Raw genomic sequence first — 25530 nt, 5'->3', positions numbered from 1 at the left:
GTTGAAAGGCATAGGAAAGAAAAAGAAAAATTGCGTTCCGCGCGCTGTTTTGAGATACTATGGAATAGATTTCAGGAATCGAGGAGAACAAAATGACGCAAACTTGGCCATTTTTACATAATGCACAATCATTTATCAAAGAAAATTGGAACGCTTCAGGCTTTGAAAAGCCGACTCCTGTACAGGAGCAGGCGGCCCAACTCATCATGGAAGGTAAGGATGTCATCGCAGAATCGCCGACAGGAACAGGTAAGACGCTTGCCTACGCACTGCCGGTATTGGAGCGCATCAAACCTGATCAGAAGCATCCGCAGGCGGTGATTTTAGCACCTTCACGTGAGCTGGTGATGCAGATTTTTCAGGTGATCCAGGACTGGAAAACGGGATCAGAACTACGGGCAGTTTCCTTAATCGGCGGAGCGAATGTGAAAAAGCAGGTCGAAAAGCTGAAAAAGAATCATCCGCATATTATCGTCGGGACGCCGGGCAGGGTGTTTGAGCTGATTCAAGCGAAAAAACTCAAGATGCATGAAGTAAAAACGATCGTACTTGATGAAACCGATCAGCTTGTCCTGCCGGAGCATCGTGAAACGATCAAGCAAATCATTAAAACGACATTAAGAGACCGCCAGCTTCTTTGTTTTTCAGCCACGCTGAAGAAAGAAACAGAAGACGTGCTCCGCGACATGACGAAAGAGCCCGAGGTTTTGAAGGTAGAACGCAGCAAAGCGGAAGCGGGAAAAGTGAAGCATCAATACATCATCTGTGACCAGCGCGACAAAGTGAAGCTGCTGCAAAAGCTTTCAAGGCTTCATGGCATGCAGGCGCTTGTGTTTGTGAGAGATATCGGTAACCTTAGTGTGTACGCGGAAAAGCTGGCGTACCATCATGTCGACCTTGGCATCCTTCACAGTGAGGCGAAGAAGATGGAGCGGGCGAAGATCATTAAAGCGTTTGAGCAGGGCGAGTTCCCGCTGCTTTTGGCAACTGACATTGCCGCGCGCGGTTTGGATATTGAAAACCTGCCATATGTGATCCACGCCGATATTCCTGATGAAGACAGCTATGTTCACAGATCAGGACGAACAGGACGGGCTGGAAAAGAAGGGAACGTGCTGAGTCTTGTCACACGTATGGAAGAATCAAAGCTGAAGAAAATGGCGAAGAAACTTGGCGTGGAGCTGAGTGAAGCTGTGTATGCCGGCGGAAAATTGAAGACGAAATAAAAAGGAGGGCAAAAGCCCTTCTTTTTTGTTGTAAAATAATAGAAAAGGTTTCGCGCGGGGGTGGGAAGATGGTTTCAATAGACAGATTTCAAGTAGTGAAGGAGCCAGAGCTGAAAATCCTTGAACACTGGTTTGAACATGAAGATACCAGGCGGAGAATGGATGGCATGCTGCCATTAGATGAGTGGTATGCACGAGTAAATAAAGATGAACAGGATACTGTCATCATGGCATATGATGGACAGCTGCCAGCAGGGATGGCCGTTATTGAGTTCGGGGAGGAGCGGACGTATATTGGATTGATCGTTAATCCTATGTACCGGCTTCAAGGGTACGGAAAACGGATATTGCAAAAACTGCTGACCGAACCTGATTTTACTAGCGTGCGGGAATGGGTGGCATGCATTGAAGAAGACAATCAAATCAGTTTAGCTTGCTTTCAAGCAGCAGGTTTCACTTTGGAGGATACGGAACCAGATGAAGATGGTTTTCTTACGCTGATTCTTCGTAGCTGACCTCATATAAACCCAAAAGGAGGGCAAAAAGCCCTCCCATTTTCATCTTCAGCTCGGATCGCTGACTTTGATCAGCTGTTTTCCTTTATTTTCTCCTTTAAATAAGCCAAGAAACGCATCCGGAATGTTTTCGAAGCCTTCAGTGATGGTTTCCTCATAATGAAGCTTTCCATCTCTCAGCCATTCCGCCAGCTGTTTTGCGCCTTCAGGAAAACGATCGGAGTAGTCGCTTACGATAAACCCTTGCATCAGCGACTTCGTTTTAATGAGTTTTGATTGAACACGAGGGCCCATGTCATCTGCTTCGCTTTCTGCATTATAGGAAGAAATGGCGCCGCACACCGGAATGCGGGCAAACTCATTAAGGAGGTTCATGACCGCATCTGAAATCGGCCCGCCGACATTGTCAAAATACACATCGACACCGTTCGGACAAGCATCAGCGAGCGCTTTTTGAATATCATCTGCGGTTTTGTAATTGATGGCTTCATCAAACTGCAGCTTCTGCTTTAAATAGGAGACTTTTTCATCAGAGCCCGCGATGCCGACAACTCGCGCGCCTTTGATTTTGGCAATCTGCCCGACTGTTGAACCGACAGCTCCCGCAGCTCCGGAGACCACCACGGTTTCGCCTTCTTTCGGACGCCCGATATCCAGCAATCCAAAGTATGCCGTCAAGCCGGTCATTCCCAAAATGCCGAGATAGGCCGAAGCGGGAGCAAGGCTTGTATCAATTTTTCGTAAGGCAGACTCGCTTACCGCGGAAAATTCTTGCCAGCTGAGGTTTCCGATGACGATATCGCCTTTTTTCAGATGATTCCCGTCTGATACAACTTCAGCGATGACCCCGCCAGAAAGCGCTTCATTCAAGGCGAATGGCTCAACATATGACTTCGTATCCTGCATACGGCCGCGCATATAAGGGTCAACCGATACATAAAGCGTTTTGACAAGCACTTCCCCTTGCTTCGGTTCAGGAACCGGAATGGTTTCAAAGCGAAAGTCTTCATGAACGGGAACACCTTGCGGACGTCTTGCTAATTGAATTTGCTGCTGAGATGCTTTCATTTTCATCCTCCTATCACTTGGTTGACACCACTGTAACATGGACAGAAGAGGAATTACAAAAGGTATGCTGGCATACAAAAAAGGTTATAGAGGAACTTATGCTTTCTACAAGCTCTTTTGTTTTTAAAAAGTTGTCTTTAGTCATTTATCATTATTAGAAAACAGAACAGAAAAAGAGCTTGTGTACACCTAGCTAAGATTAGCTAGTGTGTATGTCGATTCTTCTTCATATTCTTGCAAGCATCTGCGAGGGGGGAGCTTAGTCGTTCACATTTTGCTTTCCCATCAATCTGCCATAGCAAAGTCTATGCAATTGTTTTGCATCTGCAAAGCTTTTCTCAATTTTTTCACTTTTATACTGTGTCTTTCTGAAACAGACAATCGATTGTAATCGACCATTTTCTTTTGGTCAATTAAGTAATGTTTACTTTTTAATAAAACCGCGAAAAAGCAAACGAAAACATAATTAAATTTTAGATATTTATTAAAAGCTTATATGTTTATTTACCTTTTTCTTGAATTGCAATTGAGAAAATCCATATATTGCGGACACTAATAAAAGAATACCTGCTGAAACATAAACTAAACGAACTCCAAGGAAATCTGAAATAGCCCCTATAGCCAGAATTGAAAACATAAAAATGAACTGTACTAAAGAAGACCTTGCAGACATTATATTAATTCGAGTTTGCTCGGTTGTTATGTTCTGAATAAATGTTTCTTGTGTAAGATCTCTTAATATATAAGCCGGCCCCATAAAGAGAACCAATATTAGAGCTAAGTACGAATTACTTATAAATCCATATATTAAAGTTAAACTTCCATATGAGACAGCACCAATTAACATAAAATTAATTAACTTATTTTGGAATCTCTCCGACAGCTTATATATTATAAATCCCCCTATCATCGAACCTAAATAGTATGCTCCATTAATAAATCCCCACCATGATTCTCCTTTATGCAAGACTTCGTTAACGAAAGCTAAAGAGACAGACCCTATCCAAATCATTCCTGCCCATGACTCAATTAAATCCATAATAATAATTGTTCTAAGTTTCTTTTGGCTAAATAAATACTGCCAATCACTTACTATACTCTTATTGGGAGAATTTTTTTCACGTATGACAGAATTAGCGTGGCCGTGTGGTAGACAAAATAAAAGAGAAATAAGAGATGTAAACAACAAAAAGGTAGTAAGTATAATGGTATATCCCTTACCTAAAAATGCAATTATGAGACCACCTAAAGACCAGCCTACAAATTGAAAAGTTTGGTCCACTGTAGATAATAATCCATTTGCCTTTACTCTTTTATCAGGAGAGATTATTTCCCCTATAATTGCACTTTTTAAAGGTGAGAACCATCCATTAAAAAAGGAAATACAGCTAATAATAATAAAGACTAAAATGAGAGTTTGATTAGAGTAAGTTCTTAATAAAGAAAAGAACAAACATATTAACAACAGCATTTGTATCAATTGAGAAATAATTATTGTAAGATGCAGTTTTAATCGAATTGTTATTAACGGTAATATAGCACTTCCAAAAATACGAAAAATAATACTTATTAATGTCACCATAGAGGCGATGGTTGTCGAATTGGTCATTTTAAACAAAAACGAAATCACTACCATAGTATATAGAGAAAAACCTAAATTTGTAGTGGTCTGGCTAAATAAAATAGAATAATAACCTTTACTCATATGTATCCTCCCTTGGAATCACTTTTCTCGGTAAAGAGCTTAAACATATTTAAACACCTTAAAACAACAAAAGTAAAGAAAAAATTTCCTTGTAAACTATTTACTTTTATTCTATTTATTGTTATTGTTTATTTAAGTTCTCTGACTATTCTATCAATAGGGTGGGGAACCACATATCTTATTAAAGGGGGGGATACCATGAAAAAATTAAGAAAAAACTGGAGAAAATCGATTGTTAGCCCGGTTCTTTATACTAATGAAAAATGGTAAACACTTAGGGAATAGCATTTAAATGCTATTCCTTATTTCAACAAACAAATCGGGAGGTTATCGTAAATTGACACTATTAATGCAAGATCATAAATCAATTTACAATAAAGATATAGAAATATTAATTGAAGTTGAAGAACTTATTACTTCTGTTCCAGAAAATAAAAAAAATGATTTTAAGAGTTTAATCGATAATAGAATTATGACTCTACTAAATAAAATTCAACACCCTGTAGCAGCTGAAAATGTGTTTGGTATGTGTATTGCTTACCCGAATACTTACATAAGGTATAGATTAATTGATTTCGTTGAAAAATGGGTACCTTATTTCTCTGCTGTAGAAACTATAATCAATCTAACCCAGGATCCGGATGATTTAGTTTCTTTTAAAGCTATGGATGTGTGTGCAAATCATAAAATTGAAGAATCGTTAGCATATTTGTCTTCAATCATTGATGATGTCCGGGAGAGTATAAGCTACCCTAAAAAACCTGTGGGATTAGGGGCCCAAAAAGTATTAAGTACATTATTAGATATATTCGGTGTTGAAAAATATGAAGAGCTAGTAATGCTAAAAAATTATTTTGATCAAAATGGTATCCTTCCTAATAACTTTGACTTTGAAGAAAAAATTCCTCAAAGTCTAATAGAGGAATTCGAAAAAACAGAAGAAGATGGGATGATTTTAATTCCGGGTGGCTTTTTTGAATTCGGTTTAAATGAAAATGAAATTCCTGACAAAACATTTAATTGGAAAGATGCTGTTCCTAGACAAAAAGTATGGTTACCTCCCTTTTTTATTGATAAGTATCCTGTTACAAATAAAGATTATGATATCTTTACCGAGTTCACAGAGGAAAATGGGCATATATTCTGTCATCCTAATGAACCACAGAATAAACAACATAGAAGAAATACATATTGGGATGATAGGTATTTAGATAATCATCCCGTTACAGGTATAGATTTTTATGATGCATTTGCTTACGCAAGATATAAGGGGAAAGAATTGCCAACCGAGTTTCAATGGGAAAAAGCTGCTCGAGGCGAAAAAGGTAATATATGGCCTTGGGGAGATAAATTTGATCCTGCAAAGGTTCAATATGCTGGAAGTCTTTATAATGAACCCATTACTTCTTTAAAGTCCTGGAGAGAAAATTTATTAAAAGCTCATGCTGATAAAGAATTAAATCATTTAACAAGTGATATTTTTGAACAAAATGGTGAAAGTCCCTATGGAGTATGCGGTATGATCGGCGGAACATGGGAGTGGACTAGAAGTGAGCTTAAAACAAAGAGAGCTTTCCACCCTATTTTTGAGAATGTACCATTTAATAGTGTTAACTCATTTGCCGTTCTTAAAGGAGGATCATTCTTCTCTCATCCAGGCTTAATGTTCCCTTCCTTTAGAGCAAAAGATATTCCTTTCTGTCGACACAATGAAATGGGAATTAGGTGCGTAAAGAATATTCCAGTATATAAAATTAGAGAATCAATTAATGGGCCAATTACTAATAAAGCAATTTATTAATCATTCTAGATTAGAGACTTGATAAAAGTATACTAACATTGTGTGATAATGTTCGGCTTGTACAAAAAACAATGTTTTTTCTGCAAGCTTTTATTTTAAATGTTTTTAATAATTATCAGGATTGAGAATCAGAAAAAGAGACATTAAGCCCAAGCTCCGTTGAATATTTAAATCTTCAATATATTTTTGTGATAAATATATATTATTCTGTCAATTTACATTTCGATTTTTAATTGAACCTGCAATAGCAAAGCCCCTTACCACTGTTTTGATTCTTTCTTTTTCTGATACACAATCTAATTTTGTCACTTTTTTTGGTCTTTCCACACATTTCGAGGGATGACTTACTATAATTCTTTCGGTCTTTTCTATGTGTGAGATAAAGTTTATGTCTTGTTGAGAATCGAAGAGATATACAACTTTAACAAGTTGGTCAATAAGAACAAATTTAACTTTATATTAAGAGTTTCTCGTGTGGAACATGAGAAGAATAACATGTTTTTTTAGTTAAACATCAATTAAATGTGAGAATGAAATATTATAAGGGAAAATGAAGGCTGTCAAGTTTCTCGACAGCCTAGGGTTTCCTCTCCTTTTTCATCACGTCCGTAATTTTGGGCATAGTCCCATCGGCAGGCACATCGGCTTCTGGTCGATCGGGCTTCTCATGATGCAGCATTCCAAGCCGAAGACTTCCCGGAAAAACGGCTGGGTAAAGACGTCTTCCGGCGTTCCGGCATTGTAGATTTTTCCGTCCAGTACGCTGATCAGATAGTCAGCATATTGAGCGGCTTGGTTTAAGTCGTGAAGCACCATGACAACTGTGCGTCCATGATCCCGGTTCAGTTTTTTCAGCAGCTCCAGCACCTCAATTTGGTGAGAAATGTCCAAGTAAGTGGTCGGTTCATCGAGCAAAAGCAAATCAGTGCCTTGTGCAAGCGCCATGGAAATCCAGGCTCTTTGTCTTTGACCGCCTGAAAGGGCATCAAGTGTCCGGTCCTTCAGCTCATTCATCCCGGTTGCGTCAAGCGCCCACTCTACCATATCGTGATCCTCTTGCGTATGCTTGGATAACAGTTTTTTATGAGGATGTCTGCCGAAATAGCATAGTTCCTGTACCGTCAATCCTTCAGGCGCTTGAGGAGACTGAGGAAGAATCGCCAGCTTTTTAGCTACTTCTTTGGACGGCTGGCGATGAATATCTTTTCCTTCTAATAGGACCGTGCCGCTTTTTGGGGCCATCAGCCTGGCCAGCGATTTGAGGATTGTTGATTTTCCGCAGCCGTTGGCGCCGATGAGCACAGTGATTTTTCCTTCTTCAATCTTTAAATCGACTCCGTCAATAATCACTGTGCTGTCATATGAAAGAGTGAGCTGGTCTGCAGCCAGTTTTCCCATGGTATCCTCTCCCTACTGTTTCCTCGCTTCGAATTTCAATAAATATAAAAAATAAGGCGCGCCGATCACAGCTGTCAATATTCCGGCGGGTATCTCAACCGGAGGCATGATGCCGCGTCCTAATGTATCTGCGATTAGTAATATAATAGCACCGATTAATGCCGATGCAGGCAGTAAATATTTAGCTTTTTCTCCGGCAAGCCTTCTGGCGATATGCGGAGCAAGCAGCCCGATAAAACCGATTGATCCGACGACGGCTACACAGCTCCCCGCCAGTGCAACTGCGGTGAAAATCAGGATGAATCTCAGCCGGTTTGCGTTTTCGCCGAGACCCTGCGCTAGCTCATCTCCGAGTGACATCAGATCCAGCTTCGGAATGAGGATGCAGACAATCGGCAAAAGGACAAGCAGCCATGGCGCAAGGAGCTTGACTTCTTCCCAGTTTCTCCCCCAGAGGCTGCCTGTCAGCCAAATGAGCGCTGCATTAACGTCCCCCGGAAATTTGACCATCATATATTGCATGCCGGCGTGGCAGACCGCGCCTAAGGCAATGCCTGATAAAGCCAATGATGAGGGCTGAATGCTTTTTTTGCGGGCTATCATTAATAATACTACAGCAATAATGGCTGCTCCGGCAAATGCGGAGAACGGCAGCACGTAGACCGGAGACTCAGGAAAAATGAGAATAACGGCCATGGCGGCCAGTCCGGACCCTTTTGAAATTCCGACAACGTCCGGAGACGCAAGGGGATTTCGGATGACACCCTGCAAAATGGCTCCGGCAGCGGCAAGCCCGGCGCCTGCCAGAATCGCCAGTATAATGCGGGGGAGCCGGTACTGCTGAATAATAAACTCGAAGGAATGATCCATCCCTAACAGATTCGTAACCACCGCATCAGGTGAAATATACAATGCCCCGAAGCCGATGCTGATCACGGACAGCACTAGCAAGATGACAGCCAATATAAGGATGACCAGCAAGGGGCGTTTTTGTTTTCTGGTTGATTTCTTCATTTCAGATTTCGCCCTTTCCTTGCTAAATATAAGAAAAATGGTGTGCCGATAATGGCGGTGACAATGCCGACCGGGGATTCATAAGGGAATGCAATCCATCTGGCCAGGACATCTGCGTACACCAATAAGATGGCGCCGCACAGCGCTGAAAAAGGCAGCACATACTTGTAATTTTCTCCGATCAGCTTGCGGACGATATGCGGGATGAGCAGCCCGACAAAGCCGATTGGGCCGGCAACCGCCACAGAAGCGCCCGATAGAATTAAAATGATAAAGCTGATCAGAATCCGCATGCCGTTCATGTTTTGCCCGAGTCCTTTTGCGGTTTCATCACCGAGACCGAGAACAGAAACGGGACCTGAAAACACAAGGGCAAGTCCAATGCCGATGACAGAAAACGGGGCAATGGTCATGACGTCCTGCCAATTGCTGCCGTCAATCGCACCCGTCATCCAATACAGCACATCCTCTCCCGACTCATTTAAAATAATAATCGCCTGTGTCATGGAGGACAGGAACAAATGCACCGCCATTCCTGACAGCGCCAGTTTGACAGGTGTCATTCCGCCGGAAGAGGCAATCATATACACAATTGCGCCGCCTGCCGCCGCACCTGCAAAAGCGAACACAACCGAAGAGTAGGACGACGCCGGCAGAATGACGAGAGAAGCAACGACAAACAGCGATGCACCCGCATTCACACCGAAAATTTGAGGTGAAGCCAGAGGGTTTCTTGTCATGGCCTGCATCAGCGCCCCTGCTACAGCCAGGCTGGCGCCGACGAAAACGCCGATTAATGTGCGGGGGAGGCGAAGAGTAGAGATGATAAGCTGTTCTTTTGAACCGTCCCATACAAAAAGATATGTCAAAGCATCAATGATGCCGATGTCTGAGGCGCCTACTGAGAGATTCAGCCCAAGCCCGAAAATAAGGATGATCAGTGCAATGATAAAAACCATCAATCTTGATGATGAGCGCCGTTTGGCTGAGTAATACAACAGTCTCACTTCCTTGCTGCGTCTGTTTGCAAAAACGAAGAAGCAAGGATTCTCCTCGCTTCTCTTTTGTCCTACTTATTATACACTTTTTTGAGCACGTCTTTGGCGCTTGTTTCACTGGACTTGATTCCTCTGAATCTTGTCCAAATGTCGCGGTCTGCATCGTAGATTTGTCCGTTTTTCACCGCTTTTAGGTTTTTCCAAAGCGGATTCTTTTTCCACTCATCTACGATTGTTTTACCCTCGTTGGCTGAAATAAACAAAATATCAGGATCGATTTTGCTTAACTGCTCGAGGCTGACCTCTTGATACGCGTTATCTGACTTCACGGCGTGCGTAAAGCCGAGCATGCTGAAGATTTCTCCGTCATAAGAAGATGACGTATGAAGCTGGAAGGAATCGGCTCTTGCCACGCCGAGAACGATGCTGCGGTCTTCATCTTTCGGAAGCTCCGCTTTCAGATCGTCAATGACCTTTGTATGGTCGGCGAGCTTTTCTTTTCCTTCTTTTTCTTTATTTAATGCTTTAGAAATGGTATTGAAGCTGTCGATTGTTTCATCATAAGTCGCTTCCCGGCTTTTCAATTCAATGGTCGGTGCGATTCGTTTCAGCTGTTTGTAAATGTTTTTATGGCGTTCAGCGTCAGCGATGATTAAATCAGGCTTCAAGGAGCTGATGACCTCAAGATTCGGTTCGCTTCGCGTGCCTACTGATGTATAATCAATCGAGCTGCCGACCAGCTTTTGAATCATGTCTTTTTTGTTGTCATCGGCGATGCCTACCGGCGTGATGCCGAGGTTGTAAACAGCATCCAGGAATGAAAGCTCAAGCACAACGACTTTTTTAGGTGTGCCGGTCACTGTTGTTTTCCCGTCTTCGTGCTGAATGACTCTTGAATCCTTAGATTTGCTTCCGGCTTTGCTGCCGCTGTTATCCTGACTTGATGAACAGCCGGATATAATGAAACAAGCGATTAATAAAACACTGATGATGGCAATAAACTTGTTAGGATAGGTGCGCATTGTTTTCTTCCTTTTTTCTGAATTTAATAATGAGAATCATTATCACAAATAAACACTATAATAGCATGGCTTCCTATGTCAATATTTTTTAAATAAAGAAACAGAAGCGGCTGCTTTATGTTTTTTTGATGTATGGGTCATATGGCACAAATAAATCGTACACAGCATCGCCGTGTCTGTGGGATAAAAACGAACTGGCGTTGGCTTTAGAGGCTTCAAGCATATCTCTGCTGACATGGGGAAGAAGAACGCTGAGATAGCCGGACAATTTTTTTTCGATTTCTTCAGAGAGCGCAAATTCAATGTCTCCGATATTCATGACAATAGAGAAAACAAAGTCAATATCGATGTGAAATGTTTCTTCGGCAAAGATGGCAAGCTGGTGAATGCCGGCTGAATAGCCGACACGCTGATGGAAGACCTGTTTTACTAAATCACTCACAACCCACGCATTGTATTGCTGTTCTGGTGAAAAGTATTGCATTGGACATACCTCCTGCTTGTACGGATAAAAATGGCGATTCATGTTCGGGCGCTCCGTGCAGCGGTTTTGATTTTGACTATTCTGAAAATACTCTCGTTCTATCACTTTACCATGGTTAGAAATGAAATATCTACTACCATTCTTCCTGTTTTTGTGCCCAATGCTCTGGATGCTGTTTCATAGAAAAAGGATCGGGTATGAATATAACATAGACATGATGAAGGAGGAATTGGATATGAAACCAGTTGTAAGAGAGTATACAAACGATGAACAGCTCATGAAGGATGTAGAAGAATTACAGCAAATGGGTGTCGCAAAAGAGGATGTATACGTCTTAGCTCACGACGATGACAGAACGGAACGACTGGCAGACAACACGAATGCCAACACGATCGGAGCCAAAGAAACAGGTTTCAAACATGCGGTAGGGAACATATTTAATAAAAAAGGAGACGAGCTTCGCAATAAAATCCACGAAATCGGTTTTTCAGAAGACGAAGCGGCTCAGTTTGAAAAACGGCTCGATGAAGGGAAAGTGCTTCTCTTTGTGACAGACAACGAAAAAGTAAAATCTTGGGCATAATGCAGGAATGTAACCCCAAAAGGCGATTATCGTCCTTTTGGGGTTTTTTATATTTGCGGTTTTTGCGGTGTTTTTTTGCAGGATGCCGCAATAAAAAGCCGCACATTTTCGGTTATGGACGCCCATGAATTTGCTATTATGTTTTTTGTGAGAATATGGAACAAATTCTCACAAAATAGAAAATGGGGGTTCATACTGAATGAAAAAAGTGATGTTAGCCACGGCTTTGTTATTAGGCTTGACTCCGGTTGGGGCGAACGCAGCGGATTTGGGCCATCAGACGTTAGGGTCAAATGATGGCTGGGGAGCGTACTCGACCGGCACGACAGGCGGATCAAAAGCCTCGTCATCCCACGTGTATACAGTCAGCAACAGAAATCAGCTCGTTTCGGCTTTGGGCAAGGACACCAACACAACGCCAAAAATCATTTATATCAAGGGAACGATTGACATGAATGTCGATGACAATCTGAAGCCGCTTGGTCTGAATGATTATAAAGATCCAGAGTACGATTTGAACAAATATTTGAAAGCCTATGACCCAAGCACATGGGGCAAAAAAGAGCCATCCGGAACACAGGAAGAGGCCAGAGCACGCTCACAGAAAAACCAAAAGGCACGCGTGATGGTGGATATCCCTGCAAATACGACGATCGTCGGTTCAGGGTCAAATGCTAAAGTTCTGGGCGGAAACTTCCAGATCAAGAGCGATAACGTCATTATCCGCAATATCGAATTCCAAGACGCATATGACTATTTCCCGCAATGGGACCCGACTGACGGAAGTTCAGGAAACTGGAATTCTCAATATGACAACATCACAATAAACGGCGGTACACATGTATGGATCGATCACTGTACCTTTAATGACGGTTCCCGTCCAGACAGCACCTCTCCAAAGTATTTTGGAAGAGAATATCAGCACCATGACGGCCAAACTGATGCCTCTAACGGCGCTAATTACATTACAATGTCTTATAACTTTTATCACGATCATGATAAAAGCTCCATTTTCGGATCAAGCGACAGCAAAACCTCCGATGACGGCAAATTAAAAATCACACTGCATCATAACCGCTACAAAAATATCGTTCAGCGCGCACCGAGAGTCCGTTTTGGACAGGTACACGTTTACAACAACTATTATGAAGGCAATAAAAACTCATCAGATTATGCCTTTAGCTATGCATGGGGAATCGGAAAATCATCAAAAATTTATGCACAAAACAATGCCATTGACGTTCCGGGATTGACTGCTGCTAAAACGATCAGCGTATTCAGTGGGGGAACGGCTTTATATGATTCCGGCACATTGCTGAACGGTACGCAGATTAACGCATCGGCTGCAAACGGGCTGAGCTCTTCTGTCGGATGGACACCATCTCTGCACGGATCAATTGATGCTTCCGCGAATGTGAAGTCAAATGTTATATCTCAAGCGGGCGCGGGTAAACTAAATTAAGAAATGAAAAAAACACAAAGGGCTGCTCACCTTTGTGTTTTTTAATTAATTAAAATGTTTATTAACTTAGTTAAGGAGTAGAATGAAAAAGGGGATCGGAAAACAAGTATATAGGAGGAGACCTATTTATGGCTTCAGAAAAAGACGCAGGAAAACAGTCAGCAGTAAAGCTTGTTCCATTGCTTATTACTGTCGCTGTGGGACTAATCATCTGGTTTATTCCCGCTCCGTCCGGACTTGAACCTAAAGCATGGCATTTGTTTGCGATTTTCGTCGCGACAATTATCGGCTTTATCTCCAAGCCCTTGCCAATGGGTGCAATTGCAATTTTTGCATTGGCGGTTACTGCATTAACTGGAACACTATCAATTGAGGATACATTAAGCGGATTCGGGAATAAGACCATCTGGCTTATCGTCATCGCATTCTTTATTTCCCGGGGATTTATCAAAACCGGGCTAGGTGCGAGAATTTCGTATGTATTCGTTCAGAAATTCGGGAAGAAAACCCTTGGACTTTCTTATTCACTGCTGTTCAGTGATTTAATATTATCACCTGCTATTCCAAGTAATACGGCGCGTGCAGGAGGCATTATATTTCCTATTATCAGATCATTATCCGAAACATTCGGATCAAGCCCGGCAGATGGAACAGAAAGAAAAATCGGTGCTTTCTTATTAAAAACCGGTTTTCAGGGAAACTTGATTACATCTGCTATGTTCCTGACGGCGATGGCGGCAAACCCGCTGATTGCCAAGCTGGCCCATGATGTCGCAGGGGTGGACTTAACATGGACAAGCTGGGCAATTGCCGCGATTGTTCCGGGACTTGTGAGCTTAATCATCACACCGCTTGTGATTTACAAGCTGTATCCGCCGGATATTAAAGAAACACCGGACGCAGCGAAAATCGCAACCGAAAAACTGAAAGAAATGGGACCATTTAAAAAATCAGAGCTTTCCATGGTTATTGTGTTTCTTTTAGTGCTTGCTCTTTGGATTTTTGGCGGCAGCTTCAACATCGACGCAACCACAACAGCACTGATCGGATTGTCAGTTCTTTTATTATCACAGGTTCTGACTTGGGATGATATCAAGAAAGAACAGGGCGCTTGGGATACGCTCACTTGGTTTGCGGCGCTTGTTATGCTGGCCAACTTCCTGAATGAATTAGGCATGGTTTCTTGGTTCAGCAACGCCATGAAATCATCTGTATCAGGGTTCTCTTGGATTGTGGCATTTTTAATTTTAATTGTTGTGTATTATTACTCTCACTACTTCTTTGCAAGTGCGACAGCCCACATCAGTGCGATGTATTCAGCATTTTTGGCTGTGGTCGTGGCAGCGGGCGCACCGCCGCTTTTAGCAGCGCTGAGCCTCGCATTCTTCAGCAATCTGTTCGGGTCAACAACCCACTACGGTTCTGGAGCGGCTCCGGTCTTCTTCGGAGCAGGCTACATTTCGCAAGGCAAATGGTGGTCTATCGGATTTATCCTGTCGATCGTTCATATTGTCACATGGCTTGTGATCGGCGGATTATGGTGGAAATTATTAGGGATATGGTAGAAAGAAAAAAAGGCAGACGCGGTCTGCCTTTTTTTATGTTTGATCATATTACTTTAGGGCGTGAGCAACAGAGTATGAGGTGGTTTATAATGGATGGGTTTCAGCGCAAGAACAAAACGGGATTATGCCTCTCGTTATAGTAGCCGGCATATGAAAAGTTGGTATAAAAAGCAAAGAACTGAGAAGAAAGCGGGAAAATATGATTGGCAGGTGATTGCTTAATCTAGTGAGAAATGTCCGGCGTACTAGCAGCATATCCAGTTACATGCGGCAAATCGCATTTTTCAGGCAACAGGTTATCAAAAGGTGATGAAGGGACAATCACCTTTTTTTATTTTGGTTAGTCACCTTACAGACCGATGATGATTTTCCTGCATATAATAGCTGGAATTAATCAAAGAGGGCGGGGAATGAAGTTGAGTGAATAATGTGATTGTAAATGGAGGTTTTGAAACAGGCAATCTGACGGGCTGGGCTTTTGCAAATACGTCCGTTATTAATACTTTTGCCCATTCTGGAAGCTATTCCGCACAGTTTATCAGCAGCCAGCCTTATGCTTTTTTAGGGCAGATCGTGCCTGTCGTTTCTGGACAATCTCTTATATTCACTGTTTCGCTTGGGAAAACGGGGAACAATCCAAGTCCTCAAGTCACTATACAAATTCTATTTGTTAACAGTGAAGGAGAACAGATTGAAGGCGGACAGGAAATGATCATTGCTGCCGGAAATTTGCCAAATGTCTCATTTAATACATGGAATGAAATATATAGACCAATTGCCCCTCCCTCAGAAGCAGTAAATGCAGTAGTGGTAATAAGTAAAGCTACTTTTGGTTCTGTTCTAATTGATGATGTTTCTTTAATAGAGTCTACCGGGGGGATTGGACCAACCGGGCCGACTGGGCCGACGGGAGCAACTGGAGCAACTGGAGCAACCGGATCAACTGGAGCAACCGGAGTAACAGGATCAACAGGATCAACAGGATCAACTGGTGTAACTGGAGCAACCGGAGCAACAGGTGCAACCGGATCAACAGGAGCGACGGGAGCAACCGGAGTAACCGGATCAACCGGAGCAACAGGGCCAACAGGACCAACAGGTGTAACTGGTGTAACCGGAGCAACAGGAGTAACTGGAGCAACAGGAGTAACTGGAGTAACCGGAGCAACAGGAGTGACGGGATCAACAGGAGCGACAGGAGAAACTGGATCAACGGGAGCAACCGGAGCAACAGGATCAACGGGAGCAACAGGATCAACCGGTCCAACGGGGTCAACAGGTCCAACTGGAGCAACGGGATCGACTGGATCAACCGGAGCAACAGGAGTAACCGGACCAACCGGGGCAAATCCGCAGCTGTTTTACAATGAGGTAGCAGGCCCAGTTTCAGTTGCTGTTAACGGTACTGAAACGTCAATTGGGACTTTAAGTCTGCCAACAGTCGCTGGCCAATTAATAAAATTAGATTTTGCCATTTCTGTTGATGTGACAACGACAGCTAACTCGAACTTTACTTTCCAAACCAGAATTTATAGAAACGGAGTATTGGTAGATATACGCTCTGTCCAAAGAAATGTTAATGCTGCCATTACGTCAAGATTTCCAATTGCTACAACGTATGTAGATACTACAACAGTCACAGGCACGACTTCTTATGAGGTTAGGATAATCTTTACCACAATAAGTAATGTGAGTGGCAGCACCGCACTAAACCTAGATATAAATGCTATTAGGTTCCCTTAATAATAGAGAATGAGAGTCACTTCTTTTTTAAAATTCAAGCATTTGAAACAAGAAACCTACTTTATAAAAAAAGTAGGTTTCTTGTTGTGCCCAATGAAAGACTTATCATGTTTTGAAATATTCCCCCAAAAATCTTTTAAGGTAATCAGAATACTGGTCAGAATCAAACTCATTGCCGCAAGCATGTATGACCCATGGCTCTTTTTGATGAGGAATACCGACAAGATATCCCTTTTTCCTGAACTCAAAGCATTGAGAAGTATCGTAAAAATGCCAGCCGTCAAAGATCTCTTTCCGCCACGGGAGATCGTACTGGGTGGCCAGCAATAAACCGTCTAATGCTTCAACTGTTTTTACGATTCCGTCTATCTCATCAAACGACAAATAGCTATACGTACTGCGGTATTCAATGACTTTTCCCGCTTTTTTAGAAGCCTCCCACCAAATCCCGCTTTGCGGCACTTCTTCAGCTCCTATGACGCCTATCATGCCAAGCGCATCGTTCTGCTGAAAGACATGCAGGATATCGTAAATAAATGAACGATTGATGATAAATGTATCCTGATGGACATACACTTTATATTTTGCGTCTGACTGATGCATTGCCGCCTGGTAGCCGGAGGCCATACTGTCAGCCTTTCGTATATCAATTAACTCAACCTCCATATGCGGCGGTACTGATAGAGACTGGATATGTCTCAGGCAGAGGTCATAAAGGGTGTCATCATTAACACATGTAATGAAGCAAATGGAATTTTCATTTAGATGCTGTTTCATCTTTTTTGCGCCTTTATGACATATTGATAGGCTCTGGCTTCCTCCTCGAAATTTGCATGGTGAATTCCCATGTTTGCTCTGACATGTGCCAGTTTGCTGATCATTTTTTCATAATAGTGAGTCGTAAAGGAAATAGGATTGATCTGGCTGACCTTGTAACCTGTTTCATGAAACATCTTCTTCATTTCCTGCAAGGTGAAAAAACGGTAGTGTGTTTTATCGAGCAGCCCAGCCTGTGTATACGTCCATTTGCCGGTCAGCAGACTTTCAAAAATTGAGATATGCCCGATATTCGGAATGCTTGCCAAAATGCTCCCTGTTTCTTTTACGTAAGGCTTCATGTTAGCTAACACTGTCCAAGGGTCTATTAAGTGCTCCAATACATCGCCGAAGATGACGTGATCAAATGTGTTTTTTTCAAAAGGAAGCTTCAATGTTTCGATGTCTCCTGTTATCACTTCGTCAATGTGATGAGCGGCTTTTTCGGCAGCTGGCGGATATGATTCGACCCCAAAATAGGAGCAATTCATTTTTTCCTTAACAGCTGCGCCAAACAGGCCTTCGGCGCATCCGACCTCAAGAATGGTTTTCGCATGGGGTTCTACCAGGTCAAACAGCTGCCGGTTGATGCTTTTGTAATACTCTTTATCTTTTCGCTCATATTCTTTCATAGAATCAGCAAGTGACCTTTTATTGATTTCCATGATGTTCACCTCCGGAGCCAGCCTGCTGCTGCAGGACCTCTTCAAAGTATGTTTTGTTGGCAAGCATTCTTGAATCATGAGGACGGTATTGTAAAGCCGATTCATTATGCTGGTAGGCAAGCTGATGCTGGCCAAGCTTATCGTAGCAGACGGCTAATTGTAAGTGAGGCAGCCAGGTGGCGCAGGCGCGGTTCTGAAAAGCCAAGCTTTCTGAGCCTCTATCTTCTATTGCTTTTTCATACCAATAGACAGCGGTTTGGACATCGTTTTTTTCTAAAAAAGAGAATCCCAATCTGCAGCACGTTTCCGCTCTGGGAGGTCCGTAGACGAGCGTGTGGAGCACCCAGTTTAATTCTTTTTCCTTCAGTCCCAATGAATGATAGCAATCTGCTAATTTATTGCAGGCTCTGATATTATCCTCAACCCATCCCTGCTTTGTTTTCAAAAAACGCAAATAGTATTCTATCGCTTTTTCTATTTTTCCGTGATCACACAGCTCGTTCGCATAGTAAAATAAATCTCTTGGCGAAAAATCCTTTCCTGACGAGGCCATGTTTTCATAAATTCGCAGATTTCGGTCAGCGTCATGGCTAAGAGGCATGTGAGAAACCGCTGTGTCACTGTGATGGAGGTTTCCGTACACCTCTAAATATTCATGAACCGCGCCGATCCACTTAAAGCCCTTTTCCCGTTTTACGAGCCGGTATCTTCTTAAGCTGGATGTGACGTTGTTTTCTTCATCAAACGCCAGGTGATAGTTCATTGATACCGCGTCAATATGCGGATCAAGCGTTCTTTTTAAATCCAAGAACAGTTCTTGATCCTTCTCGGTAAACACATCATCGGCATCAAGCCATAAAATATAGTCAGCTGTTGCCTGCTGAAACGAAAAATTTCGGGCGGCCGCAAAATCGTCTATCCATTCAAAATCAAAGATACGGTCTGTATAACGGGCAGCGATGTCTTTCGTCTGATCAGCTGAGCCGGTATCCACAATGTTCATTTCATCAGCAATCCTGCGCACAGAATCTAAGCAGCGGCCGATAACGGCTTCCTCATTTTTCACGATCATACATAGACTGATCGAAATCATATCGCCACCTCCGCTTCAGGTTTTTTCTTCATTGCATGGACAAACATGTAATCAATCTGAGCATGTTTTGATAAGTGATCCAAAGGCAAATCAAATTGCCCGGCAAGATATTCAACTTCTTGTAAAAACAGCTGTATGTTCGATTCAGGAACGGCTAAATGGGAGGTTGATTTTATGTCATAAAGGTGTTCGGGAAATAGTGTGTTTACGTTTTGGGGCGTGATGAAATGTGTGTGTGCCGGTGTTCCACATAATAAAGAAAAAAACGTGTCTGCATAAGCTGCATTCGGGATACTGCAAATCAATGAGCCTGAAGGCTTTAGATAAACGGCAAGAGCCTCAATCGTTCGCCGGGGATGCATCGAGCAGCTCAAAAGGTCTCCTATCAAAATGGTATCGAAAAAAGCCTCAGGGTAAGGAAGGCCGCGTGTTTCTGTATCTGCTGACGTGACTTGTTCATAATAGGCGCTTGCCATTGTACGTAGCAATGCATCTTCTTCAATGCCGTACAATGTACAGGTTTGCCGGTTCAATAGCTCTGCACCCGCAGCTCCCGCGCCGCAGCCGATATGCAGGATGGAGCGGGCTTTTGAAGGCACAAGGGCTGTCAGCTCTGGCTGGGGATCAATAAAAGCCGTCACATCGTGCTTCCATTTATCTATAAAGGTTTGGCGGTTGATCTGATATAATCGGCTGATGCTTAAATCCGGATTTCCGGAAAACGTGGCATGCCCGTGATGATGCACAAACGAATCAAGGGCGATTTTCAGCTGATATCCGGCCTGCAGAGCGCGAAGGCACAAATCATCGTCCTCAAATGAACCGCCTCGAAAACGCTCGTCAAAGCCGCCGATTTTGTCCAGTACCTCTTTTTTGACAAGAAGGCAAAATCCGACCAGCCTTAAAACGCTTCTTGATTTGCCCCGCTGCTGCATGCAATGGCGCCGTGAAAAAGCTTCGATTCCTTCTAAGCTGTTGTAATCAACTGAGATTTGCTGAGGCCCGCTGACATAATTGCTTACAGGCCCGACCATGCCGGTTTTATCATCTTGATAAAGCAGCCTGATCATCGGCTCCAGCCAATGACTTGTCACAACAGTATCATTGTTTAAAAAAAGAACATTGTCCCCCGAAGCGGCCTCAAGGCCCTGATTGCAGGCTTTCGCAAACCCTTCGTTTGTTTCATTAAAAATCGTTTTGATTGAAGGGATCTGTTTGAGGTAGTCCTGTGTCCCGTCATGAGAGCCGTTATCTACAACAATCACTTCTATACAGTCATCATCGGTATGCGTCCATATGCTCTCCAAGCATTGTTTTGTTAACGCCAATTGATTATAAGTCAGCACAATAAGACTCGTTTTCACCATAACCTCCCGCCCTTCACCATATCACTCAGATACTATATGTATATTGAAATGTTCAGACGGAATGATTCCTTCATGAAAAAAGGATTGTTCAGCAAAACTGGACACTGGTAATGTGACAAGGAAACATCTTGATCTGAATAATAGATCCTGATCACCAAAGAAATGGATTTTGAAAAATAAGAAAATGACCGGGCGAAAAATGGTATGATCTAGGTAGAAAGGACGGCTGGTGCTGTGGTGAAAAAGCGATTCCATTTTTCTCTGCAAACAAAAATAATGGGGTTGATTGCGGCGCTGCTGATCTTTGTGATTGGCGTGCTGACAGTCACGTTTGCCGTTCAGCAAACAAAAGAAGGGCGAAAACAGGCAGAGCAGCTGGCGGTACAGACGGCGAGAACGATTTCCTATATGCCGCCGGCAAAGGAGCTTATCGTGTCGAAAGGCGGGCAAGCTGCCGAGGCGCAGGAGGTCATTGAACAAATGAAAGAACAGACCGGCGCTTATGCGATTTATGTGCTTGATGAAAAAGGAATGGTCCGAACCGCCTCGGAAAATAGCGGAAATAAGCATCTGACGAGAAGCAGAGAAATCCTGTTTGGAGGCTCTCACGTCTCAGAGACAAAAGCGGATGGACAAAGGGTGATTCGTGGCAGCGCACCGATTATCGAGGAACAAAAGGGGCGCAGCCAAGTGATCGGCAGCGTGTCCGTTGATTTTCTGCAGACGAAGACAGAGCAAGGCATTAAGAGACATCTGAGAGACTTAAGCTTCATGGCTGTACTCGTGCTGCTGCTTGGATTTGCCGGTGCCGCCGCGCTTGCCAAAAGCATCAGAAAGGATACGCTTGGCCTTGAACCGCACGAAATTGCCTCTCTCTATCGGGAGCGGAATGCGATGCTGCGGGCGATTAAGGAAGGGATTATCGCCACCAATCGTGATGGCATTGTAACGATGATGAACGTATCGGCAGCTGATATGCTTAAGCTTCCCGAGCCTGTGATGAACGTGCCTGTTGATGACGTGATGCCGGGAGCAGAACTGATGTCTGTGCTTGAGCAGGAAGAAATGCCGCCGAATCAGGAGGTATGTGTCAACGATCAAGTCTTTATTATCAATACAAAAGTCATGACACAAGGCGGACAGGCGTATGGAATTGTTATCAGCTTCAGAGAAAAAACAGAACTGAAAAAGCTGATTGACACGCTGACAGAGGTGCGAAAATACTCAGAGGACCTGCGCGCCCAGACTCATGAATTTTCTAATAAGCTATACGCGATTTTAGGGCTGCTTGAGCTTGGTGAATATGACGAAGCGATTGAACTGATTAAAGAGGAATACGCCATCCAAAATGAACAGCATGATATTTTATTCCAAAATATTCATTCGCAGCAGGTGCAGGCGATTTTGTTAGGAAAGATGAGCAAAGCATCGGAAAAAAAGGTGAAGCTGTCGATCGATGACAACAGCACACTTGGGCCTCTTCCTCCTCATGTCGGCTTGTCCCATCTCATTACAATTATCGGCAATTTGATTGATAACGCTTTCGAAGCTGTAGCGGATCAAAGTGTACAGGAGGTTTCATGTTTTATTACAGATATCGGACGGGATATTGTTATCGAAGTATCCGATACGGGACTGGGAGTGCCGCCTGATAAAATGGAGGCGGTGTTTGAAAGGGGCTACTCTTCAAAGGGGATGAAGAGAGGCTACGGACTCGCCAACGTAAAAGAGTCAGTGCGTGAGCTGGGAGGCTGGATCGAGCTGACAAATCAAAAAAGCGGGGGAGCGGTATTTACTGTTTTTATACCGAAGGAGAAACAGACAAAGGGGGGATCCATTTGATTCACATCGTGATTGCGGAGGATGATTTTCGGGTTGCGCAAATTCATGAGAGATTGATTCAACAGCTTGATGGATTCGGCATTATCGGCAAAGCGAGCAATGCCAAAGAGACAATGTTGCTTTTGGAGACACACAAAACTGATTTGCTGCTATTGGATATTTATATGCCGGACGAGCTCGGAACAGCATTGATTCCAGAGATACGGAGACGGTTTCCGGACGTTGATATTATGATTATTACAGCCGCAACGGAAACCCGCCACTTACAGGAAGCGCTGCGGGCGGGCATCGCAAACTATTTGATAAAGCCTGTAACGGCTGACAAGTTCAAACAGGTGCTGCTTCAGTATAAAGAAAAAAGGCAGGTGCTGCTGTCTCAGCCGGAGGTCAGCCAATCCATGATTGACCATGTTTTTGGGGGCAGCTCTAAGGGAGCTGTCACTGCGGAGGATTTGCCGACAGGCATCAATCCGATCACCCTGAAAAAAATCAAAGAGGCGCTGCGTACTGCCGCGGGAGGAATGACAGCGGAAGAACTTGGAGAAGCAATGGGTGCGTCACGAACAACAGCCCGCCGCTATGCCGAGTATCTTGTGTCTAAGGAAGAAGCGCGAGCCGAGCTGGAGTACGGGATTATCGGCAGACCGGAGAGAAAATATTATTTGGCGGCTGAATAGCGATGAAAAAACTTGTGATCATATTTATTTGTCTATTGGTCTTCATGCAAGGTGACATCCGGAAGGCGGCCGCTCCCCGTCTGCCGGACGGGCCGGTTGAGATCGTTGTGCCTGCCGAGCCTTCCGGGGGCTGGGATGTAACGGCGCAGGCGATTCAATCCGTGCTCAGGCAAAAACAGCTGATGAAAGGCGAGATTCATATTGTGTATAAACCTGGGAGCGGAGGCGATAAAGGCTGGAAATATGTCAACCAAAGCGGCAGGAAGACTATCAGTATGATGTCCAGTTTAATCCTGAGCAATTACCTGCTCGGTCAAAGTAAATTAAAAACTGATGATTTTACGCCGCTGGCGATTCTCGCTAAGGAATGGCAGACTGTCGCTCTTCCGAAAGGGTCGGCGCTGAAAAGCGGAAAGGATGTGCTGAAAGAGATCAAGAAGCATCCTGGCAAAGTCAAAATCGGTTTTTCCCCGGGGCTTGGCAATGACGATCAGCTCTCGTTCGTCAGAGCCGCTGATATGTATGGGATTGACCCTTTCGACATTGAGTTTTTACAGTTTGACAGCAGTGAAGAATTGATCCAGGCGCTTATCAGGCATGAGATAGAAGCAGCTTCCATGACTGTTTCAGAAGCCAAGCCGTACGAGCGAAACGGCGAGATTACATTAGCCGCCGTCACGTCAGATAAAAGGCTGCCCGGTTTTCCAAAAGTGCCGACGTGGAAAGAGCAGGGCATTCCGTTTGTCTTCTCTCATTGGAGAGGGGTGCTGGGACCGAAAAACATGTCTGAGGAAGAGATTTCTTACTGGGACCAAGCATTAAAAAAGGTGACATCCTCGCCCGAATGGAAGCAGAAAATAAACGAGCAGGACTGGGAGAGCTTTTATTTAAACAGCAAGGAAACGAAACGGTTTCTTGAAGAACAATCAGCGTTTTATCAAACCATCATGACAGGCAATTAAGCAAAAAGTATTCTGCCGTAGGCGGAATGCTTTTTTTGTGTTTAGAAATGACCAAAAAGAACAAAACGGTTTTAAAAAATTAAAAATACAAAAAAACCAAATTATTTACTTGAGACCGTTTTTCTCATACGATGACAAAAAGGCAAAAGGGGAATAGGGGATAAAATGTAAGCGGATTCATTTAAAGGGGGAATGAATGTGTTAGCAATCTTAGGATTTCTTATGATGCTTGTGTTTATGGTACTGATCATGACAAAACGGCTTTCTGTCCTGACCGCATTGGTTTTGACGCCGATTGTGTTTGCGCTGATAGCCGGTTTCGGGTTCACTGAAGTTGGCGATATGATGATCTCGGGGATTCAGCAGGTGGCGCCGACGGCTGTTATGATTATGTTTGCAATTTTATATTTTGGAATCATGATTGACACTGGGCTTTTTGATCCGATGGTTGCCAAAATATTAAATATGGTCAAAGGCGATCCGTTAAAAATCGTTGTCGGGACAGCGGTTCTTACGATGCTTGTTGCATTGGATGGAGACGGTTCAACAACCTATATGATTACAACAAGCGCGATGCTTCCGCTCTATTTGCTGCTCGGCATCCGGCCGATTATATTGGCGGGAATCGCCGGAGTCGGCATGGGGATTATGAATACGATTCCGTGGGGAGGCGCGACGCCGCGGGCGGCGAGCGCGCTCGGGGTTGATCCGGCTGAGCTGACCGGGCCGATGATCCCTGTGATCGCGAGCGGAATGCTTTGTATGGTCGCAGTTGCGTATGTGCTGGGTAAAGCGGAGCGCAAACGGCTCGGCGTGATTGAGCTGAAACAGCCGGCCGATGTCAACGAACCAGCCGCTGCGGTTGAAGACGAGTGGAAGCGGCCGAAGCTTTGGTGGTTCAATTTGTTGTTAACGCTTTCATTAATAGGCTTTTTAGTATCAGGCAAAGTCAGTTTAACGGTGCTGTTTGTCATCGCATTCTGTATTTCACTCATTGTGAATTATCCGAACCTTGATCATCAGAGACAGCGTATTTCAGCACATTCAAGCAACGTGCTGGCCATTGGCTCCATGATCTTTGCAGCAGGCGTTTTTACGGGAATTTTAACAGGCACCAAAATGGTTGACGAAATGGCGATTTCGCTTGTGTCGATGATTCCTGAACAAATGGGCGGGTTGATCCCGGCGATTGTAGCCTTAACTAGCGGCATTTTCACATATCTCATGCCAAATGACGCGTATTTTTACGGAGTGCTGCCGATTTTATCAGAAACGGCTGTCGCATACGGTGTTGATAAAGTCGAAATTGCAAGAGCCTCAATTATCGGACAGCCGATTCATATGCTGAGTCCGCTAGTGCCATCAACACATTTGCTTGTCGGGCTTGTCGGTGTCTCAATTGACGATCATCAAAAATTCGCTTTGAAATGGGCGGTTCTCGCCGTGATTGTCATGACGGTTACCGCTTTATTGATCGGTGCCATTTCGATTTCTGCATGATAATTCAGGCGGAATGACATACAC

General features: G+C 43.7%; 21 protein-coding genes and 1 pseudogene. 11 read left to right on the top strand and 11 right to left on the bottom strand.

Annotated features, from left to right (window positions below):
• Window positions 1-92: 92 nt before the first annotated feature.
• Window positions 93-1226: a DEAD/DEAH box helicase gene (locus DIC78_RS06055; protein ID WP_127695714.1), complete on the top strand. Its 1134-nt coding sequence runs from the start codon at window positions 93-95 to the stop codon at window positions 1224-1226.
• Window positions 1227-1294: 68 nt separating this feature from the next.
• A complete protein-coding gene (locus DIC78_RS06050) occupies window positions 1295-1741 on the top strand; it encodes a GNAT family N-acetyltransferase (RefSeq protein WP_010333350.1) in 447 nt (148 codons plus the stop codon).
• A gap of 48 nt (window positions 1742-1789) precedes the next feature.
• On the opposite strand, the gene DIC78_RS06045 is transcribed toward DIC78_RS06050, so the two are convergent.
• On the bottom strand, window positions 1790-2809 hold the full coding sequence (locus tag DIC78_RS06045) for an NADP-dependent oxidoreductase (RefSeq protein WP_127695712.1): 1020 nt from the start codon (window positions 2807-2809) through the stop codon (window positions 1790-1792).
• Between the two features lie 484 nt (window positions 2810-3293).
• Window positions 3294-4514 (bottom strand): MFS transporter, encoded by a 1221-nt coding sequence (locus tag DIC78_RS06035; RefSeq protein WP_127695710.1) that lies wholly within the window; start codon window positions 4512-4514, stop codon window positions 3294-3296.
• A 337-nt stretch (window positions 4515-4851) separates the two neighbouring features.
• Between DIC78_RS06035 and DIC78_RS06030 the strand changes: the two genes are divergently transcribed.
• On the top strand, window positions 4852-6315 hold the full coding sequence (locus DIC78_RS06030; RefSeq protein ID WP_024120544.1) for a formylglycine-generating enzyme family protein: 1464 nt from the start codon (window positions 4852-4854) through the stop codon (window positions 6313-6315).
• 600 nt (window positions 6316-6915) lie between these two features.
• Here the strand turns inward: DIC78_RS06030 and yfmF are convergent.
• The 5 genes from yfmF to DIC78_RS06005 form a co-directional block, all read right to left on the bottom strand.
• Complete coding sequence (gene yfmF / locus DIC78_RS06025) at window positions 6916-7713, bottom strand: Fe(3+)-citrate ABC transporter ATP-binding protein YfmF (protein ID WP_010333352.1); 798 nt, start codon at window positions 7711-7713, stop codon at window positions 6916-6918.
• 12 nt (window positions 7714-7725) lie between these two features.
• Entirely contained in the window at window positions 7726-8727 is a 1002-nt protein-coding gene (gene yfmE / locus DIC78_RS06020) for a Fe(3+)-citrate ABC transporter permease YfmE (protein ID WP_095714408.1), read from the bottom strand.
• On the bottom strand, window positions 8724-9725 hold the full coding sequence (gene fecD, locus DIC78_RS06015) for a Fe(3+) dicitrate ABC transporter permease FecD (protein WP_106021454.1): 1002 nt from the start codon (window positions 9723-9725) through the stop codon (window positions 8724-8726). The genes yfmE and fecD overlap by 4 nt, the downstream gene beginning before the upstream one ends.
• A gap of 71 nt (window positions 9726-9796) precedes the next feature.
• Entirely contained in the window at window positions 9797-10747 is a 951-nt protein-coding gene (locus DIC78_RS06010; protein ID WP_101860586.1) for a Fe(3+)-citrate ABC transporter substrate-binding protein YfmC, read from the bottom strand.
• Window positions 10748-10862: 115 nt separating this feature from the next.
• Entirely contained in the window at window positions 10863-11231 is a 369-nt protein-coding gene (locus DIC78_RS06005; protein ID WP_044163589.1) for a DUF3212 family protein, read from the bottom strand.
• A 235-nt stretch (window positions 11232-11466) separates the two neighbouring features.
• On the opposite strand from DIC78_RS06005, the gene DIC78_RS06000 reads away from it, so the two are divergent.
• The 4 genes from DIC78_RS06000 to DIC78_RS05985 all read left to right on the top strand — a co-directional run bounded on the left by DIC78_RS06000 (window position 11467) and on the right by DIC78_RS05985 (window position 16584).
• Window positions 11467-11814, top strand: coding sequence for a YflT domain-containing protein (locus tag DIC78_RS06000; protein WP_024120550.1), 348 nt, complete (start codon window positions 11467-11469; stop codon window positions 11812-11814).
• 199 nt (window positions 11815-12013) lie between these two features.
• Complete coding sequence (locus DIC78_RS05995) at window positions 12014-13276, top strand: pectate lyase (protein ID WP_095714410.1); 1263 nt, start codon at window positions 12014-12016, stop codon at window positions 13274-13276.
• A 128-nt stretch (window positions 13277-13404) separates the two neighbouring features.
• The gene (locus tag DIC78_RS05990) at window positions 13405-14841 is read left to right on the top strand and encodes an anion permease (protein ID WP_127695708.1); all 1437 of its coding nucleotides are present in this window, start codon (window positions 13405-13407) and stop codon (window positions 14839-14841) included.
• A gap of 420 nt (window positions 14842-15261) precedes the next feature.
• Entirely contained in the window at window positions 15262-16584 is a 1323-nt protein-coding gene (locus DIC78_RS05985; protein WP_127695706.1) for an NTTRR-F1 domain, read from the top strand.
• Window positions 16585-16689: 105 nt separating this feature from the next.
• Here DIC78_RS05985 and DIC78_RS05980 read toward each other — a convergent pair whose 3' ends face one another.
• Genes DIC78_RS05980 through DIC78_RS05965 form a run of 4 tightly spaced genes read right to left on the bottom strand, consistent with a single transcriptional unit; the run spans window position 16690 to window position 20525 of the window.
• A complete protein-coding gene (locus DIC78_RS05980) occupies window positions 16690-17361 on the bottom strand; it encodes a glycosyltransferase family protein (protein WP_103672401.1) in 672 nt (223 codons plus the stop codon).
• Window positions 17358-18065: a class I SAM-dependent methyltransferase gene (locus DIC78_RS05975; RefSeq protein WP_095714413.1), complete on the bottom strand. Its 708-nt coding sequence runs from the start codon at window positions 18063-18065 to the stop codon at window positions 17358-17360. The genes DIC78_RS05980 and DIC78_RS05975 overlap by 4 nt, the downstream gene beginning before the upstream one ends.
• Entirely contained in the window at window positions 18052-19158 is a 1107-nt protein-coding gene (locus DIC78_RS05970) for a tetratricopeptide repeat-containing glycosyltransferase family 2 protein (RefSeq protein WP_103672402.1), read from the bottom strand. Before DIC78_RS05970 ends, DIC78_RS05975 begins: the two co-directional genes overlap by 14 nt.
• The gene (locus DIC78_RS05965; protein ID WP_106022424.1) at window positions 19155-20525 is read right to left on the bottom strand and encodes a glycosyltransferase family 2 protein; all 1371 of its coding nucleotides are present in this window, start codon (window positions 20523-20525) and stop codon (window positions 19155-19157) included. Before DIC78_RS05965 ends, DIC78_RS05970 begins: the two co-directional genes overlap by 4 nt.
• A gap of 234 nt (window positions 20526-20759) precedes the next feature.
• Here DIC78_RS05965 and DIC78_RS05960 point away from each other — a divergent pair.
• The 4 genes and pseudogenes from DIC78_RS05960 to citM all read left to right on the top strand — a co-directional run bounded on the left by DIC78_RS05960 (window position 20760) and on the right by citM (window position 25506).
• Window positions 20760-22392 (top strand): annotated as a pseudogene (locus DIC78_RS05960) (sensor histidine kinase).
• A complete protein-coding gene (locus DIC78_RS05955; protein WP_127695702.1) occupies window positions 22364-23044 on the top strand; it encodes a response regulator in 681 nt (226 codons plus the stop codon). Before DIC78_RS05960 ends, DIC78_RS05955 begins: the two are co-directional and overlap by 29 nt.
• A gap of 2 nt (window positions 23045-23046) precedes the next feature.
• Entirely contained in the window at window positions 23047-24006 is a 960-nt protein-coding gene (locus DIC78_RS05950) for a tripartite tricarboxylate transporter substrate binding protein (RefSeq protein ID WP_024120561.1), read from the top strand.
• A 198-nt stretch (window positions 24007-24204) separates the two neighbouring features.
• Entirely contained in the window at window positions 24205-25506 is a 1302-nt protein-coding gene (citM, locus tag DIC78_RS05945; RefSeq protein WP_127695700.1) for an Mg(2+)/citrate complex secondary transporter CitM, read from the top strand.
• The last annotated feature ends 24 nt before the right edge of the window (window positions 25507-25530 follow it).

Origin of the sequence: Bacillus halotolerans, assembly GCF_004006435.1 — a bacterium.
GTDB lineage: Bacteria > Bacillota > Bacilli > Bacillales > Bacillaceae > Bacillus > Bacillus halotolerans.
The sequence above is the reverse complement of the archived record's forward strand: the minus strand, read 5'-3'. Positions and strand labels throughout refer to the sequence as shown.